13 protein-coding genes are annotated in these 17,324 nt (G+C 75.6%); 5 read left to right on the forward strand and 8 right to left on the reverse strand.

Annotation, left to right across the window (positions count from 1 at the left end; all coding sequences use genetic code 11):
- Together ACIPLC_RS28270 and ACIPLC_RS28275 are read left to right on the forward strand one after the other, a co-directional pair.
- Complete coding sequence (locus tag ACIPLC_RS28270) at positions 1–1,278, forward strand: ROK family protein (protein WP_400475835.1); 1,278 nt, start codon at positions 1–3, stop codon at positions 1,276–1,278.
- Between the two features lie 209 nt (positions 1,279–1,487).
- Positions 1,488–2,633, forward strand: a complete 1,146-nt coding sequence (locus tag ACIPLC_RS28275; protein WP_400475836.1) for a PLP-dependent cysteine synthase family protein — start codon at positions 1,488–1,490, stop codon at positions 2,631–2,633.
- Positions 2,634–2,804: 171 nt separating this feature from the next.
- On the opposite strand, the gene ACIPLC_RS28280 is transcribed toward ACIPLC_RS28275, so the two are convergent.
- The 5 genes from ACIPLC_RS28280 to ACIPLC_RS28300 form a co-directional block, all read right to left on the reverse strand.
- Positions 2,805–5,237 carry a right-handed parallel beta-helix repeat-containing protein gene (locus ACIPLC_RS28280; protein ID WP_400475837.1) on the reverse strand — a complete coding sequence of 811 codons (2,433 nt, stop codon included), beginning with the start codon at positions 5,235–5,237 and terminating at the stop codon, positions 2,805–2,807.
- 264 nt (positions 5,238–5,501) lie between these two features.
- A complete protein-coding gene (locus tag ACIPLC_RS28285; RefSeq protein WP_400475838.1) occupies positions 5,502–6,380 on the reverse strand; it encodes an MOSC domain-containing protein in 879 nt (292 codons plus the stop codon).
- Positions 6,381–6,579: 199 nt separating this feature from the next.
- A complete protein-coding gene (locus ACIPLC_RS28290; RefSeq protein ID WP_400475839.1) occupies positions 6,580–7,389 on the reverse strand; it encodes a DUF6643 family protein in 810 nt (269 codons plus the stop codon).
- 345 nt (positions 7,390–7,734) lie between these two features.
- Positions 7,735–8,184, reverse strand: coding sequence for a large conductance mechanosensitive channel protein MscL (gene mscL, locus ACIPLC_RS28295; RefSeq protein WP_400475840.1), 450 nt, complete (start codon positions 8,182–8,184; stop codon positions 7,735–7,737).
- 304 nt (positions 8,185–8,488) lie between these two features.
- Positions 8,489–9,619: a glycosyltransferase family 4 protein gene (locus ACIPLC_RS28300; protein WP_400475841.1), complete on the reverse strand. Its 1,131-nt coding sequence runs from the start codon at positions 9,617–9,619 to the stop codon at positions 8,489–8,491.
- A 324-nt stretch (positions 9,620–9,943) separates the two neighbouring features.
- Here ACIPLC_RS28300 and ACIPLC_RS28305 point away from each other — a divergent pair, with 324 nt between their 5' ends.
- Entirely contained in the window at positions 9,944–11,203 is a 1,260-nt protein-coding gene (locus ACIPLC_RS28305) for a glycosyltransferase family 4 protein (RefSeq protein WP_400475842.1), read from the forward strand.
- Positions 11,204–11,353: 150 nt separating this feature from the next.
- Positions 11,354–12,028: a thiol:disulfide interchange protein DsbA/DsbL gene (locus ACIPLC_RS28310; RefSeq protein WP_400475843.1), complete on the forward strand. Its 675-nt coding sequence runs from the start codon at positions 11,354–11,356 to the stop codon at positions 12,026–12,028.
- A 60-nt stretch (positions 12,029–12,088) separates the two neighbouring features.
- On the opposite strand, the gene ACIPLC_RS28315 is transcribed toward ACIPLC_RS28310, so the two are convergent.
- Both ACIPLC_RS28315 and ACIPLC_RS28320 read right to left on the reverse strand, forming a co-directional pair.
- The gene (locus tag ACIPLC_RS28315) at positions 12,089–12,838 is read right to left on the reverse strand and encodes an SAM-dependent methyltransferase (protein WP_400475844.1); all 750 of its coding nucleotides are present in this window, start codon (positions 12,836–12,838) and stop codon (positions 12,089–12,091) included.
- A 57-nt stretch (positions 12,839–12,895) separates the two neighbouring features.
- Complete coding sequence (locus tag ACIPLC_RS28320) at positions 12,896–14,035, reverse strand: glycosyltransferase (protein WP_400475885.1); 1,140 nt, start codon at positions 14,033–14,035, stop codon at positions 12,896–12,898.
- A 66-nt stretch (positions 14,036–14,101) separates the two neighbouring features.
- On the opposite strand from ACIPLC_RS28320, the gene ACIPLC_RS28325 reads away from it, so the two are divergent.
- On the forward strand, positions 14,102–14,893 hold the full coding sequence (locus ACIPLC_RS28325) for a glutamate racemase (RefSeq protein ID WP_400475845.1): 792 nt from the start codon (positions 14,102–14,104) through the stop codon (positions 14,891–14,893).
- A gap of 1,102 nt (positions 14,894–15,995) precedes the next feature.
- On the opposite strand, the gene ACIPLC_RS28330 is transcribed toward ACIPLC_RS28325, so the two are convergent.
- On the reverse strand, positions 15,996–17,021 hold the full coding sequence (locus ACIPLC_RS28330; RefSeq protein ID WP_400475846.1) for a polysaccharide deacetylase family protein: 1,026 nt from the start codon (positions 17,019–17,021) through the stop codon (positions 15,996–15,998).
- Positions 17,022–17,324 lie beyond the last annotated feature (303 nt).

A 17,324-nucleotide genomic window follows, 5' to 3' on the forward strand; every position in this document is an offset into this window, starting at 1 on the left:
GTGCAGCTCTCACCTTCAAGTCCGCGACCAGGCTCCGGGACCGACCTCGAAGCGCAGCGCGACGCCCACCGCCGCGCGGCCCCCGACCGCGGTCGGACGCTGCTCGGCCCCGCGCTCTCGCTCATCCACACCGGACAGACGCCCACCCGCTCGGCACTGACCCGCGCGCTGGACGTCACCCGGGCCACCGCCGGGGCCGTCACGGCCGAACTGGAGGCGCTCGGGCTGATCACCGTCGACTCCCGACCGGCCGGCGGCGGCCGCGGCCGCCCCTCGCACCGGCTCGCGATCGACCCGCAGGGCCCGGTCGTGGTCGCCGGGCAGATCCACGCCGACGGGCTGAGCGTCACCCTGGCCGGCCTCGGCGGCCTGCTCGACCCGCCCGTCCACCTGCCGCTGCCCGCCGCCACCGACCCGGTCCGGATGCTGCGCGCCGTCGCCGAGGCGGGCGCCGAACTCGCCCGCGCGACCAGCCGGCGCTGCCTCGGCGCCGCGCTCGCCCTGCCGAATCCGGTCACCGAACCGGACGGCGCCGCGCTTGCCGCACTGCACTTCGCCTGGCCCAGCGGCACCCCGGTCGCCGACCTGTACGACGTCGAGGTGGGCCGCGCCGACCACGGCCCCGGCGCCCGCCGGCCGCTGCCCACCGCCCTCGCCAACGACGCCAACCTCGCCGCGCTCGCCGAGTACCGGCACGGCGCCGGGCGCGGCGCCCGCCACCTGCTCCTGGTCACCTCCGGCCACCGCGGCGTCGGCGGCGCGCTGGTGATCGACGGCCACCTGCACACCGGCAGCGCCGGGCTGGCCCTGGAGGTCGGCCACCTCACCGTCGACCCGCAGGGCCGCCTCTGCCCGTGCGGCAACCGGGGCTGCCTGAACTCCGAGACCGACCCCGACGCGCTGTTCGCCGCCGCCGGGCTCGCCCCCGAACCGGGGCGCCCGCTGCTCGACCAGGCGCGCGAGCTGTGCCGGGCGGCCGCCACCGACGAACGCGCGCGGGCCGCCGTGGAGCACGTCATCGACCGGCTCGGGCTCGGACTCGCCGGCGTCGCCAACATCCTCAACCCCGACCGGGTGGTCCTCAGCGGGCTCCACCTCGACCTCCTGGAGGCCGCGCCCGAGCGGCTGCGCGCGGTGGTCGCCGAGCGCAGCCTGTGGGGGCGCAGCGGACGGGTGCCGATCGTCGGCGCGGAGCTGGCGCACGGTGCGCTCGCGGGTGCGGCGGAACTGGGCTGGGGGCCGTACCTGGCGGACCCGCAATCGGTGACGGCGGGCTGACGCTGCCGGGTGCCGGGTGCCGGGTGCCGGGTGCCGGGTGCCGGGTCGGGCCTCGGGGCTGGGGCTGGGGCTGGGGCCGGGGCCGGGGCCGGGGTCGGGCGTCGGGCCAGCGGCGATAAGCGGAAGCTGGAACTCCAGAAAAGGTCACTTATCGTGACTCTCCTACACTCGTAGTGAGCAGTGGGGGGTCGTAACGAGGGAGAGTGGCCATGAGCACCCAACCCGGCGGGACCCAGTCCGGTGGAACGGGCGGCATCGAGCCGACCGTCGACGTCGACCGGACCGACCCGCAGTACCGCGCCTGGCTCAAGGAGGCGGTGCGCAAGGTCCAGGCCGACGCCAACCGCTCCGCCGACACCCACCTGCTGCGCTTCCCGCTGCCGAGCGAGTGGGGGATCGACCTCTACCTCAAGGACGAGTCCACCCACCCGACCGGCTCGCTCAAGCACCGCCTGGCCCGCTCGCTCTTCCTCCACGGGCTCTGCAACGGCTGGATCCGCCCCGGCAAGCCGGTGATCGAGGCCTCCAGCGGCTCCACCGCCGTCTCCGAGGCGTACTTCGCGCAGCTCGTCGGGGTGCCGTTCATCGCCGTCATGGCCAAGAGCACCAGCCAGTCCAAGATCGACCTGATCGAGTTCCACGGCGGCGAGTGCCACCTGGTCGACCGCCCGGACGAGGTGTACGAGGCCTCCGCCCGGCTCGCCGAGAACACTGGCGGGCACTACATGGACCAGTTCACCTACGCCGAGCGCGCCACCGACTGGCGCGGCAACAACAACATCGCCGAGTCGGTCTTTGCGCAGCTGCGCCTGGAGCCGCACCCCGAGCCGGCCTGGATCGTCGCCACCGCCGGGACGGGCGGCACCTCGGCGACCATCGCCCGGTACGTGCACTACATGCAGTACGACACCCGGATCTGCGTCGCCGACCCGGAGAACTCCTGTTTCTTCGACGGCTGGGTGCACCACGACCCGGACGCCGTCTGCGACCGGGGCTCGCGGATCGAGGGCATCGGACGGCCCCGGATGGAGCCGAGCTTCGTCCCGGGGGCGATCGACCGGATGATGAAGGTGCCGGACGCCGCCTCCGTCGCCGCCGTGCGGGTGCTGGAGCAGGTGCTCGGGAAGAAGGCGGGGGCGTCCACCGGGACGGGGCTGTGGAGCGCGCTGAAGATCGTCGCCGAGATGCGGGCGGCGGGGCGGCGGGGCAGTGTGGTCGGCCTGATCTGCGACCCGGGCGACCGCTACCTGGACAAGTACTACTCGGACGACTGGCTGGCCGGTGAGCGGATCGACATCGCGCCGTACCGGGCCGCGCTGGAGTCCTTCCTCGCCGGCGGCGCCTGGGTGGGCTGACGCCGACCCGGGCGGACGGCCGGCGGCGGACAAGTGACAGCGAACAGATAACAGCGAACAGATTTCAGATAACAGATTTCAGACTCTGTTATCTGTTCGCCACCCCCACCCCCGCCGCCACCCCCGCCCATCCACCCGCGAGGTCGGCGCCGCAGTGGCGGGTTCCCGGCGTCAGGGCAGCGGCGCGCCCGGCAGGTCGGCCGGGACGAGGAGTTGGAGCTCCTCCGTCGAGGGGTCCGAGAGGTGGGCGACCCGCATCGCGTGCCGCTCGATCATGGTCTCGAAGACCTGCCGCGCGGTGCGGCCGTTACCGAAGCTGGGGCCGCGCTCCAGCCGGGCGAAGTGGTCCAGCAGCACGCCCTCGGTCGCCTCGGCGAGCGCGTACTCGTGCTCGGCGCACTGGGCCCGGGCGATCTCCAGCAGCTCGTCCGCCGTGTAGTCGGGAAAGGTGATGGTGCGTGAGAAACGGGACGAGACACCCGGGTTGGCGGAGAGGAAGCGCTCCATCTCCAGGGTGTAGCCGGCCACGATGACGACCACTTCGTCCCGGTGGTCCTCCATCAACTTGACCAGGGTGTCGATGGCCTCCCGCCCGAAGTCGCGCGCGCCGTCCTCGGGAGCGAGCGCGTACGCCTCGTCGATGAAGAGCACCCCGCCGCGCGCGCGGTCGAAGGCGGCGGCGGTGCGGATCGCGGTGGAGCCGATGTGCTCGCCGACCAGGTCGACCCGGGCCACCTCGACCAGGTGTCCGCGCTGGAGCACCCCGAGCGAGGCGAGGATCTCGCCGTAGAGCCGGGCGACGGTGGTCTTGCCGGTGCCGGGGGCGCCGGTGAAAACCAGGTGCCGGCGCAGCGAGGGTGCCTTGAGCCCGGCCTGGCGGCGGCGCTTGCCGACCGAGATCAGGTCGATGAGCGTGCGCACCTCCTGCTTGACGGTGGCCAGCCCGACCAGCGCGTCCAGTTCGGCGAGCGCCTCGTCGGCGGGCCGGCAGTCCGGGATCGGGGCGATCGTCGAGGCGGCGGCGGGCGCGGCGGCGGAGACGGCGGCACCGGCCCGGCCGGCCAACGGGGCGGTGGCGGACGCCAGTTGGGCGGTCCGCGGGCCCGGCACCTCGGCCGCGCCGGCGGCCGGTCCGACGTCGTCGGAGGTGCAGCCCTCGGCGACCGGCCCGGGCTCGGAGAACTCGAAGCCGGCCCGCTCGTTCTGTTCGGCCCGGCAGCGGGTCAGCTGGGTGCGGCAGCCGTCGATGATGTGGAAGCCGAAGCCCTTGCCGTGCGAGACCCGGCAGTCCTCGAAGGTGCCCCGCCCCTGCGCCGAGACGTACACGCCGGCGTCGGTGCTGGACCGGACGGTGCAGTCGCGCAGCACCGGGTCGGCGCCCTTGGTGACGATCACTCCGGTGGCCACGTCGGAGATCTCGCAGCCGGTGAGCAGTCCGCCGCTGCCGTGGTCGCGGAACCACAGGCCGGTGCCGGCCTCCTGGACCCGGCAGCCGGTGAGGGTCACCGCCGCGCCGCCGCTGACCGAGACCGCCGAGCTGCGGATCCGGCTGAAGGAGCAGTCCGCGGCGGTGGCGGCGGAGTCCCGGTCGAGGACGAACAGCGCGTCCGGCAGGTCGTACAGCGAGCAGTCGGTGAGGGTGAGCCGGGCGCCGTCGCTGACCCACAGCGCCGGGTACTCGCCGGTGGAGCCGTGGATCTGGCAGGACTCGGCGACGGCCTCGGTGCCCTGGTCCCAGACCGAGAGCGCCCCGCGCCCGAAGTCCCGGACGGTGCTGTGGGTGAGGCTGAGCCGGGAGCGGCCGCGCAGGTCGGCGCCGTTCTCCGGCAGGTCGTGCACCCGGCAGCCGGTCAGGACGAGTTCGGCCTCGCCGTCCAGGGTCAGGCCGTTGCCGGTGACCCGGTGGATCTCGCAGTCGACGAGCCGCCCGCCGGCCTGCGCCTCGGCCTGGACGCCGCTGCCGCGGATCTCGTAGATCTCGCAGCCGGTCAGTTCGGCTGCGCTGCCCGGGTCGGAGATCAGGACGCCGGCGCCGGCGGCGTGGTGGACCCGGCAGCGTTCGAGGGCGGCGGTGGCGCCGCCGAGGACGGCGAGTCCGGCCTGGCCGGCGGCGGCGACCTCGCAGTCCTCCAGGGCGGCGGCGGTGCCCGGGCCGCGCAGGCGCAGCCCGAGTCCGGCCGGGTTGGCGACGACGCAGCCGCGCAGGGTGGGCCGGGCGCCGTCGGTGATCTCGATGCCGGTGGCGGAGCGGGTCTCGATCCGGCAGCCGCTGAGCGCGGGTGCGGTCTGCGGCCCGGAGATCAGGACGGCCGGGGTGGAGCTGTCGCCGCCTTCGACGACCAGGTCGCGGACGGTGGCGTCGGCGGTGACGGTCAGCGCCACTCCGGACGGCGGGTCGATCCGGACGGTGCCCGGGCCCTGGGCCGGGACGATCGTCACCGGCTTGTCCAGCAGCACGTTCTCCCGGAACGTCCCCGGGCGGACGGTCACGGTGTCGCCCGGTTCGGCGGCCGCGAGGGCCTCCGCGAGGGTGTCGTACTCGCCTGCGCGGCGGCGCCAGCGGGATGCGCTGTCCTGGGTGACCCGGACCCTGTGCTCTGCCATGACGGTCTGTCGTCCCCACCTTCGTCGAGCCGGCGTTCAACGGGCCGTACGCGCGGGCCGCCCGCCCACCGTAGCGCGCCTCCATGGGTGGTCCGGTCGGCCGCGGTCGCGCGGGCACCGGGGGCTCGCGCCTTCGCCACAGGTTCCGACCACATGTTCAACGAGCGCGCACACCCGTGGTTCCGAGGCGGGGACCGGCCGCGGGACCGGCCACGGGGGCGGCCACGGGGTCGGCCGGTGGCGTCGGTGACCCGGCGCGCCGGTTCACCGACGCGCGTCGGCGGGCCACTGCGCCCCGTCCTCCAGCACCTCGACCCGGTCGCCGACGCGCAGGGTGCCGAGCACGTCGCCGGTGGTGCCGGCCGGCCGCTCCGGGATCAGGTTCTGCCCGAACGCGGCCTTCTTCAGCAGCCGGTGGTGCCGGGCCAGGGTGCGCAGCGGTTCGGGGCCGCGCCGCTCGCCGCTCTCCTGGTCGGTGGTGGTGATGACGCAGCGGCCGCAGGGCTTGACCACCTTGAAGGCGAGGTCGCCGATCCGGATCCGGCGCCAGCCGTCCTCGGCCCACGGCTCGGCGCCGCCCACCACGACGTTGGGGCGGAAGCGCTCCATCGGCAGCGGCTCGTGGCCGTCCGGGTGCTCGGCGGCGATCAGCTCGTTGAGCCGCTCCAGCGAGGCGGTGGTGGTGAGCAGCAGGGGGAAGCCGTCGGCCATCGAGACGGTGGTGCCGGGCTCGGCGTAGTCGGGGTCGGCCGGCCGGGCGTGCGGGTCGTCCAGGTGGACCAGGCGGTAGTCGCCGAGGTGTTCGGCGATCCACCGGTGCGCTTCCTCGGCGGCCTCGGCGGCGCGGAAGCGGGTGCCCCAGACCTCGACCTCGGCGAGCGGGTCGCCGGCTGCGACGGCGGGTGCGGGGATCTCGATCCGGGAGCCGTCGGGGGCGGTGAGGGCGAGCGCGCCGTCGGGGAGCAGGCCGGGCCGGATCTGGCCGAGGGCGGCGTTCTCGCGCTGGCTGACGAAGCGTCCGGTGGCGTCGGCGAGCATCCAGCGGCGGTCTCCGGTCAGGCCCCAGGGCTCGACGGCGGCGGTGTCCGGGCTCAGGCGGTACATGGACTTGACGGGGTAGACGTGGAGTCCGGTGAGCTGCATTCCTCCATCCTGCCAGCCGGCTCCCGGTGGTCCGCAGGCCCCCCGTACGCGCACGGACCGCCCGGGACGCCGTGGGGGGCGTTCCGGGCGGTCCGTGGATGACCCGTTTCTCCGTACGCCCGGCGCGAGGAGCGCGCCGGGTGGTGCTCAGGTGGTGCGGGTGCGGGCCGGGTGGGGTCCGGCCCTGGAGGTCAGTGGCTCAGTAGCCCTGGCCCTGCTGCTGGTAGCCGCCCTGCTGGCCCCCCGCGTTGTAGGCGTTCTGGCCGGGCTCGCCGTACGGGCCCGGGCGCTGCGGCTGCATCGGGCGGACCGGCGCCATGGCCGGGCGCAGCTGGGCGCCGCCGAAGCCCTGGTCGCCGCCCTGGCCCTGGAAGCCGGGGCCGGCCGGGCCGGGGCCGCCGAAGGACTGCTGGCCGCCGAAGCTCTGCGGACCGCCCTGCGGCTGGCCGCCCGGCTGCCCGGGGCCGAACGCGCCCGGACCGCCGATCGGCTGCGCGCCGAAGGACTGCTGGCCGCCCTGGCCGCCGATGAAGGTGTTCTGGCCGCCGAAGCTCTGGCCGCCGGTCGGCTGGTAGCCGCCGCTGGCGGTCTGCGCGAAGGCCGGTGCGGCGGGCTGCGGCCGCTGGTACTGCTGGGGGGCGCCGTAGCCGGGGACGGGCGGCTGGGGCGCGGAGGCGTACGCCGGCGCGGGCTGCGCGGGGATGTACGCCGTGGCGGGACCGGCGGAGGGGCCGCTGCTCGGGCCGGGGCCCAGGGCGAGGCGGGCGGGCGGCAGCGCGGGGAGGTTGCTGCCGGCACTCTCGTACCCGTTGCCGTACCGGTTCTCGTAGGCCGGGCCGGCGTTGGCCCCGTAACCGGACGACAGGGCCGGCGGCAGGGCGGCCGGCACGTTGATGGGTGCGATCTGGGGGACGCCGCGCTCAGCCACGAGGCTGTCGTAGATCGGCGTGCCGGAGGAGAAGGACGGAGAGGGGTAGCCGACTCCGTCGTAGGAGCGGGGCGAGGTCATGGGGCATACGGTAAGCCCACAACGCGCCTGCTGAGGAGAGCGGGAGGGGGAGCAGTTCGACTGTTTACACAGTCTTCGCTCGCACAAAGGTTTCGAAAGTAGGAAGAACGGACATACCGGCGTTCAGCTCCGGACAACCTTGGGGTGCCGTCAGTGATCGAACAGCGCCCGGACGGCGGCGCCGCGAACCCTTGCGGTGGCCGGGCGGTGGACGGTTCGGGACCTGCCGGAGAAACTTTTGCGGACCAGGCGTGCGCCGGCGCATTCGAGCCCCCGCCGACGGTCCGACGGGGGCTCGTGAATGTTTCGGGAATAAAGTCCCCGTCAGCGGCCTCGGGCCCGTGGTCAGCGCGCCTGCAACGCCTGTGCCTGCGCCGGGAGGCCCGGCCGGCCCGAGACCTCCGAGGTGCAGAAGGAACAGCGGGTCGCCGCGGCCGGGATCGGGCTCAGGCACTCCGGGCAGTCGACCTTCGCGACCGGCGCCGGCTTGGCCGACTCGAAGCGCGCCTGCAGCTTGCCGACCGGCAGCACCACGACGAAGTAGATCACCGCGGCGACCAGCACGAACCCGATCAGCGCGTTGACGAAGACCCCGTACGGGAACCGGGTGCCGGCCACCTCGAAGGTCTTCTGGGTGAAGTCGCCGACGGCGCCGGTGGCGACCCCGATGAGCGGGGTGAGGAAGGCGGTGACGAACCCGGTGACCACGGCGGTGAAGGCCGCGCCGATCACGATGCCGACTGCGAGGTCCACCACGTTGCCGCGCAGCAGGAAGCTGCGGAATCCCTTGAACACCGGGTGACTCCAAATCCGTACGGGGAAGGGGGAGATGAGGCAGCGCGACGGGCGCCCCGGCCGGACATCCTGCCGACCGGGCCGGGCCGAGGTCCAACCGCGTTCACCCGATCCGCGTAACCGGCCGTGGGACCCGCCGGGCGGGGCCGGGCGGGGCCCGGGCGCTCCGCGTACGGGTCGATCCGGCTGGCCGCCCGGGCGAGCCGCCCGCGCGCTGGTGGCACCTGCCCACCCAGAACTGCCCGTCCACCGAAGGCGGGCGAGCCGCCCGCGCGCTGGTGGCACCCCCGTGAGGCCGGAGAGGTCAGAGCGGGCGCACCCGCAGCGCGCGCTCGTAGAACTCGACCATGTGCGCCGACACCTGAGGCAGCGTGAAGGAGGCCAGGAAACGCGCCCGCGCGGCCTTCGCCCGCACCCGCGCCGCCGCCCGGTCGTCCAGCGTGTCGACGACCGCCGCCGCCAGTTCGGCCGGCCGCTCCGGCGCCACCAGCCGGGCGTAGTCCTCCGAGCCGACCGTCTCGCGCAGCGCCGGCACGTCCGCGCAGACCAGCGGCACCCCGACACCCATCGCCTCGATCGCCGTGCCGCCCTGGCCCGCCCAGCGGGACGGCACGGCGAGCACGTCGGCGGCGGCCATCAGGTCGGCCACGTCCTCGCGCGGCCCGAGCAGGCGGACGCTCCCGGCGGACTCGGCGAGCGCCCGCAGCCGTGCGCTCTCCGGGCCCGCCGCGCCGGCGAGCAGCAGCACGGCCTCCGGCTGCGCGCGCCGGACCGCCGGCCAGGCCGCCAACAGCACGTCCAGGCCCTTCCGGTGGTGCTGGCCGGCGGCAGCCAGCACCACCGGCACGTCCTGCGCCAGCTCCAGCGCGCCGCGCACGGCGGCCCGCCGCTCCGGGGTGGCCGTGCCCAGCAGCTCCGGGTCGAGCCCGCGCGGCACCACGTCGATCCGCCGCCGGGGTATGCGCAGCCGCCGCGCCATCGTGCCGGCCACGTGCCGGGTGAGCGCGTGGAAGCGGCGGGTGCCCTGGGCGGTGGCCGCGTCCAGGGCCTGCGCGGTGCGCATCCGCCAGGGGCTCGACCCGTGCGCCGCCGACTGCTCGGGCCCGTACGCCGGGTCGAGCAGGCTGGAGACCACCGGGGTACGGGCGGCCAGGGCGGCGGCCCGGCCGAGCACGTCCGAGGCGTGGCGGGCGGTGTGGACGAGGTCGGGTCGGCGCTCGCGGATCAGCCGGCGCAGCGCGGCGGCGGTGGCGGCCCCGGTGGGCCGGCCGACGCCGAACACGGCGGCGCCCGCCGCGGTCAGCTCCGGCTGCCAGCCGCCGGGGGAGTCGTACAGGTAGGCGATGTCCAACGTGACGCCGGCGCGCACCAGTTGGGGAGCCATCGAGGCCAGGGCGCGCTCCGCCCCGCCGGCCCGGTTCACGCTGTCGACCACCAGAAGCACCTGCACCGGCCACCCCCGCCCGCTGCGGGCGCGTCCGTTCTCCCGTGCCGGACGCCCCCTGACTGGTGATCAGCATCGCAGGTGGTCGGCGGGCCCGCCAGCCGTACGGCGGCAGGGGTCGGACGCCGGGGTGGGGCGAGGCGAGGCGGGGTGGGACAGGGCGAGAGGGGGCGGAATGGGGGCGCGCGACGGGAGCAACCAGCGCACGGCCGCAGCCGACCAGCGCACATCAGGTGTATTCACGCGGGCGCACGGGCCACCACCAGGTTGCGCGAAGGGGCTGTACGGCGCGGAGCGCTGTGCCAAGGTCGGTCCATGCCCGACCATACGTCGGCCGACCCGGCCGGAACCCGTCCCCGTGTCCTGCACCTGATCAGCGATCCACGCCGCGGCGGCGCCCAGAACTTCGCCCGTGACCTCCACCGGGAACTGCGCCGCCGGGGCCAGGCCTCCGCCCTGTGCGCCCTCGCCCCGCACCCGGCCGCCGGGCCCGCCGGTCCCCTCCTCCCCGGGCCCCGCGCCGCGGACCGCACCGGAGTTCGCGCCGGCGCCGGTCCGGGCGCCCGCCCCGACGGGCTCGACCGGCAGCCCGACCCGCACCCCGGCGCCTGCGCCGACGAGGAGGACTTACGCGCCGCCGTCCTCGGCTCCGGCCGGCTGCGCCCCGGCACCCTGCGGGCGCTGCGCGCGGCCGCCCGCGCCGCCGACGTGGTCCTCGCCCACGGCTCCGACACCCTGGCGGCCTGCGCCCTCGCCCTGGCCGGGACCCGCACCCCCTTCGTCTACGTCTCCGTCGGCCACCCCCGCTACTGGACGGCGAACCGGCTGCGCCGGGTGCGCGGTGGCGCGCTGATGCACCGCGCGGCCGCCGTCACCACGCTCACCGGTGAGGCCCGCGCCGTCCTGGAGGGGCAGTTCCGGCTGCCCGACGGCAAGGTGCACGTGATCCCCAACTCCCGAGCCGCCGAGAGCTATCCGCCCGCCGACGGCCGGGCCGACCGGCGTGCCGCCCGGCGCGCGCTCGGCCTGCCCGCCGATGTCCTGCTGGTCGCCTGGATCGGCGCGATCGCCCCGGAGAAGCGGCTCGACCTCGCCCTCGACGTCCTCGACCGCCTCCCGGACGTCCGGCTCGCCATCGCCGGGGACGGCCCGCTGCGCGAGACGCTGGCCCGCCACCCGGCCGCCGCCCGCGCCCACTTCCTCGGCGCCCTGCCCGACCCGGCGCCGCTCTACCGGGCCGCCGACGCGCTGCTGCTCACCAGCGACAGCGAGGGCGTGCCCGGCGCGCTGATCGAGGCGGCGCTGGCCGGCGTGCCGGCCGTCGCCACCGACGTCGGGTGGGTGCGCGAGGTGGTCCGCGACGGCGCCACCGGCGCACTCGTCGCCCCCGGGGACCCGCTCGCCCTCGCCGAGGCGCTGGCCAAGGTGCTGGCGTGCAACCGCGCGGGCCTCGGCGCGGCCGCCCGGGCGCACGCGCTGGAGCACTTCGAGCTCGGCGCCGTGGTGGACGCCTGGCAGGGCCTGGTCGCGGAGGTGTGGGCGGGCGGCGCGCCGGGGGTGCGCACCGGCTCGTGACCACCAGCGGCGGCGGGTCGGACGACGGGTCGGAGTGCGCGTCGGAGTGCGTGTCGGCGTGCGCGTCGGACTGGGCCGATCGGGCGAATCCGGGCCAGCGCGCCCGGCCGAACTCGACGGTAACGAACCGTCGCCAGCACACTGCCCGGTGTGAACTCGAAGTCGCTGCTGCGGTCCACCGTCCTGCTCGCCGTCGCCGCCGGGATCGCCGTATCCCCCCTCCAGGCCGCCGCGGTGACCCACCAACCCCCGTCCGAGGGCGCCCAGTTCGTCAAGCTCGACCATCCGCAGCCGGTGCGCGAGAGCGTCCGTACGGAGGCGGCCGAGTTCTTCTGGTACGACTGCGGCCACTCCCAGCAGCTCGAACAGCCCTTGCAGGCCTGGGCCGAGAAGCACCGCGCGGACGTCGCCCTGCGGCGCGTCCCGGCGATCTGGCAGGGCGGCCCGGATGAGGGCGCCCAGCGCGGCCACGCGCGCCTGTACTACACGCTGGAGCGCCTGGGCCTGGTCGAGCGCCTGCAGAGCAGCGTCTTCCGCTCGGTGCACACCGACCAGGCGGACCTCACCACCGAGGCCACCGCCACCGACTGGGCGGTGCGCCACGGCGTGGACGCCCAGCTCTTCCGCCGGACGTACCGCTCCGACGAGGTGGCGCGGTCGGTCGACGAGGCCGCCGCCGAGTTCGTCCGCTACGGCGTCAACGAGCTGCCGACGGTGGTCGTCCAGGGCGAGTACCGGACCTCGCCGAGCAAGGCCGGCGGCGTCGAGGCGATGCCCGAGGTGCTCGACTACCTGGTCCAGCAGGAGCAGTTGCGCGGGCACTGAGCCCGCCGCCGGCCCGGGCCGGTGAACGGCCCTCCGGCGGCCCCCGCCCCGGAGGGCCGTTCAGTCCCGGCGCAGCAGGTACGTCACGAAGCCGAACTCCCCTCGGTAGCCGTGCAGCCACTCCCGCCGGTGCCGGTCCGCGGCCTCCCGGGCGGCCGCCGCGTCGGGGTCGTCCGGGTGCTCCAGCGCCCACTCGGCCAGTGCACCCGTCCAGGCGAACTCGTAGTCGTCCCACTCCTGTCGGCTGCTCACGTACCCGGACACCGGCGTCCAGCCGTCCGCCAGCACCCGGTCCGTGGTGGTCGCCAGGTCCGCGTAGTCGTCCCGGGCCGCGCCGCCCAGCCCGTCCAGGGCCGCCCGGGACGGCTCCCGCTCCCAGAAGCCCTCGCCGACCAGCACCCGCCCGCCCGGGGCCAGGTGCTCGCGGGCCGCCGCCAGCGTCGGCAGCAGCCCGCCGAAGGCGTGGGTGGCACCCACGCACAGCACCAGGTCGAAGGGCTCGACCGAGCTGAACTGCCGTGCGTCCACGTGGTGCAGGCCGATCCGGCGCACCACGCCGAGCGCGGTCGCCGCCTCCCTGGCCCGGGTCAGCGCCGCCGCGTCCAGATCCACCCCCACCGCCCGCCAGCGCGGACGCGCCGCCAGCGCCCGGACCAGCCACGCCCCCTCGCCGCAGCCGAGGTCCAGCGCCCGGCCGTCCGCCGCCCCGGCGGTCGCGCGCTCCAGCAGCAGGGCCACCGACTCGTCCGTCAGCGGCGCCGCGATCGGGTGGTGGGCATGGGCGAGACGGGAGATCCTCTGACGGTCCATCCGAGCAGTATGGAGCCGACCGGACTGCCGCGCCCGCGAATTCGGGCCCCGGCACGCTCAGGCCCGTGAGTACGTCCGGCCCTTCCACGCCGCGCCCCGGCCCCGCCAGTGCTGCACCGCCGAGTCCACCGTCATCAGCAGGTACAGCCCCGCCGTGAAGGGCAGCAGCAGCACGGCCGGCGCCGGCTGCCGGTAGTACCGCACCATCGGCAGGTAGGTGCCCGCCATCAGCGCCCAGGCCGCCCCGCCCGCCGCCGCCACTGCCGGCGTCCCCGCGACCAGCCCGGCCACCGTCGCCACCGGAGGCACCAGGTACACCAGCCCCAGCCCCAGCACCGTCCCGAGCAGCAGCAGCGGCGAATGCCGCAACTGGGCGTAGGCGCTGCGCGACACCATCCGCCACAACTGCTCCAGCCTCGGGTACGGCCGGACGCTGTCCACCGCCCCGGCCAGCCCCAGCCAGGTCCGCCCGCCCGAGGACTTCACCGCCCGGGCCAACGAGACGTCGTCGATCACCGCGTCCCGGATCGCGGCCACCCCGCCGGCCCGCTCCAGCGCCTCCCGCCGCACCAGCGAACAGCCGCCCGCCGCGGCCGCCGTCCGCCCACCGGGCCGGTTGCTCCGGCGGAACGGGTACAGCTGCGCGAAGAAGTAGACGAAGGCCGGCACGATCAGCCGCTCCCAGCCGGTCTCCACCCGCAGCCGGGCCATCTGCGACACCAGGTCCAGCCCGTTGCCCTCCGCCGCCGCCACCAGCTCCGCCAGCGAGTCCGGCCCGTGCGCGATGTCCGCGTCCGTCAGCAGCAGATACTCGACGTCCGGACCGGCCAGCTCCACCCCGTGCCGCAGCGCCCACAACTTGCCCGTCCACCCCGGCGGCAGCGGGGGAGGAGTCGTGACGGTCAGTTCCAGCCCGTCCATCGTCCGCAGCTCCGCCGCCACCGCGCCCGTGCCGTCCGAACTGTGGTCGTCCACCAGGATCACCCGCGCCCGCCCCGGGTACTTCTGCGCCAGCAGCGTCGGCAGGCTCACCGGCAGCACCTGCGCCTCGTCCCGGGCCGGCACCACCACCGCCGCCTGCGGCCAGCGCACCGGCGGACGGCGTGGCGGCAGCCGCACATCGGTGCGCCAGAACAGCCCGTGGCAGCACGCCAACCAGATCCAGACCAGCAGGGAGAACGCGGCGATCCACAGCAGGACGGTCACTCCCGCAGTCTGCCGCAGAACCGGCCGGATCGGGCGGATCGACTAAAGTCTTGCCCCGTGAAGATCGCACTGATGGACTCCGGAATCGGCCTGCTGGCCGCCGCCGTCGCCCTTCGGAAGCTGCGCCCGGACGTCGATCTGGTGCTCTCCTCCGACCCGGCCTCGATGCCCTGGGGGCCGCGCACCCCCGAAGAGGTCACCGACCTCGCCCGCGGCTGCTCACTCGCCGCCGCGGCGCTCGAACCGGACGCACTGGTCATCGCCTGCAACACCGCCTCCGTCCACGCGCTCGCCACCCTCCGGGCCGAACTCGAACCCGGGCTGCCCGTCGTCGGCACCGTCCCGGCGATCAAACCCGCCGCCGCCCTCGGCGGCCCCGTCGCCATCTGGGCCACCCCGGCCACCACCGGCAGCGCCTACCAGCGCGGCCTGATCCGCGACTTCGGCGGCACCGCGGACGTGACCGAGGTCGCCTGCCCCGGCCTCGCCGACGCCGTCGAACACGGCGACGACGCCGGCATCATCGACGCCATCGCCGACGCCGCCGCCCGCACCCCGGCCGGCACCGCCGCGATCGTCCTCGGCTGCACGCACTACGAACTCGTCGCCGACCGCATCCGCGCCGCCGTCGCCCCCACCGCGGCCCCGGGGCTCACCCTGCACGGCTCCGCCGACGCCGTCGCCGCCCAGGCCCTGCGCCGCGCCACCGATCCCACCCGCACCGGCGCCGGCGCCGGCACCATCACCGTGCTCCACGCCGGCGCCCCCGCCGCCCTCCCCCCGGCCGCACTCCTCTACCCCCAGGGACGCGCCCTCGCCGCCCTGATGCGCAGCACGCTCCCGGCGTGACCTCCACCGCCCTCTCGGAGCACCGCGCGGTGGTCGACGGCCTGCTCGCCGGGCCTTTCTCGACCACCTCCGCCGGCAGGCCGTCACCCTGCACGTCCGGACCCTCCAGGCCCGCAGCTGCTGGCTCCGCCTGACCAGCGGACAGGCGGACAAGGAACTCCCCATCCGCCTCCTCGCCGCCGCCGACCACACCCCTGGACCCGCCCCCTCCGCCGCCGGGCTAAGTTTTGCCCCCGCCTGCCCGCCCCTCATCCCCAGCAGACGGCCGCCGTCGCTGAACACATCCATCCGGGGCGGGCGATGGTGAGACGCCTTCCCCGGCACGGGAAGTCGAGCGGGCCGACTTCCCGTGGCGGGGGGCAGGCCTCGTCCTTGGCCTCGATGTCCGGTCGGAACGGAAGGTCGGCGGCACGACCCGCGTCGCCGAGGGGCGGCGGCTCCCGGCGCGGGAAGTCGGCCGACCCGACTTCCTGCGTCCCCGGAGGCCGGGCGGAGCTGCGAGTCGGTGGGGCCGTCACCGAGCCTCACCCGGGGTGGCGGCCGACGAGGCGCCAGGAAGCGGTACCAGGAAGTCGGCCCGCTCGACTTTCCGTGCCGCGAGCCGAGGGGCAAATCTTTGCCCCTGACCTTCTTCGGGCCGGTCGGAGGGGAGGGGGCGCGGGGTTGCCGGGGTGGGTGGCTGTGGGGTGGGTGTCGGGCCAAGTTTTGCCCCATGGCGATGGCCCTGGCCTTCCGCTGAGGCCGTGTGCTCCGGGGCGGCTGATCCGCGGAAGTCGGCCGGCCCGACTTCCTGCGCGGCGCACCAGGGGCGAGCCCTTGCCCTTCGGCTCGGAGGCCGGCCGGAGCAGCGGGCGCGGGGGTGCCGTGGTGGGTGGCGGCGAGGCGGGCGGCAGGGCCAAGTTTCGCCCCGTGGTCGCCGCGCCCAGCCTTCCGGCGGGGCGCGGGAGCGTCCGGGTCGATGGATGGTGGGAGCCTGCCCCCGGCGCGGGAAGTCGGCTGGCCGGACTTCCCGCGCGAGGTCGCTGCGGCGGGCTCATTTTGGCCCCGCCAGGCTCCCGTCAGGCTCCGGCCCGGGCCCTGACCCTGGCGGGACCCCGCCGGATCAGGCGACGGCTTGGCGGCGCCAGCGGCGGTAGGCGGGTTCGAGGCCGGAGAGGATGGTGTCGAAGCGGCGGGTGCTGGTGGTGGAGTCGACCTGGAGGCGGCTGATCTGGAGCGGGTGGGAGGGGATGCGGGGGCCGAGCCGGTGGTCGGAGAGGAAGCCGAGGCGGTAGCCGAGCTCCTGCAGGACGGTTTCGGCGCGCGGGTCGTGCCCGCCGTCGGGGTAGGCGAAGGCGATGGGGGGTTCGCCGAGCCAGCGGGTGAGGGCGTCGTGGGCGCCGGTGATCTCGGCGCGGACGGTGGCGTCGTCGCAGCGGCCGAGGCAGGGGTGCCCCTGGGTGTGGTTGCCGATGGCGACGCCGCCGTCGCGCAGGGCGAGCAGGTCGGCGGGGGTGAGCTGCTCTTGGCGGGGCGGTCGGCGGTCGGCGCTGACCCGTAGTTCGTGCAGGCTGCGCCGCCGGTCGGGGTCGGGCATGGCCTTGAGCCGGGGGAGCAGCTGGGAGGGGTGCCCGCAGTCGAGCGAGCGGGCGCGGCCGCCGTGCCGGGCGAGGAAGTCGGCCTCGTGCCACCAGAAGGGGCGTTCGGTGCCGATGAGTTCGGAGATGACGAAGGCGGTGGCGGGGATGTCGCGGGCGTCGAGGGCGGGCAGGGCGTGGGTGAGGACGCTGCGGTCGGCGTCGTCGAAGGTGACCAGGACGCTGCGGGGCGGCAGTGGCCGCTGTTCGGTGACGGCTTGGAGGACGGCGGTGAGCGAGACCGGGGTGGCGAGTCTTCGGAGCCGGTCGAGCTGGGCGCCGAAGGACCGGTGGTCGGTGACGCCGTGGTAGGCGAGGACGGCGAGGCGTTGTGCGGCGCGGGCGCGGAACAGGGGTTGGACGGGGGCGAACCGCAGCCATTCGCCCCGTGCGTCCGCCCGGCCCCGGTCGGCGGTCGGGCGGCGGCGGGTGGTCGTCGGCAGCGGCCGCACGAACGGGGCGGGCCTGGTGGGGGCCATGGACATCGACGTGGTGGACTGGGACTGCGGCACGGTTCCCCCTCGGTCGCCGAGCGGCGTGGCGGTACCGTCGGAGGACGGAGCCCGGCCTCCGACTCCAGGGGGCGGCGGCTCCGCCTCCTGGGTATTCCGGTCCGCGGTGGGGGCTCGCACCCTTCCCGCGAACGGCTCCTGGATCGCTCAATGCCATTGAGACCGCTGCACGGAGCGGATGGTTGTACCGGGGGGACGAGGATTTTTCGTGGACTGATGTGGACTGATGTGGACTGATTGTGGAGCCGGAATGCACGACCGGGGCCGGGTCGCGGGGGCCCACGGCGAGGTCGGCGGACCGGT

This window comes from Kitasatospora sp. NPDC086801, assembly GCF_044745805.1.
Classification (GTDB): Bacteria; Actinomycetota; Actinomycetes; order Streptomycetales; family Streptomycetaceae; genus Kitasatospora.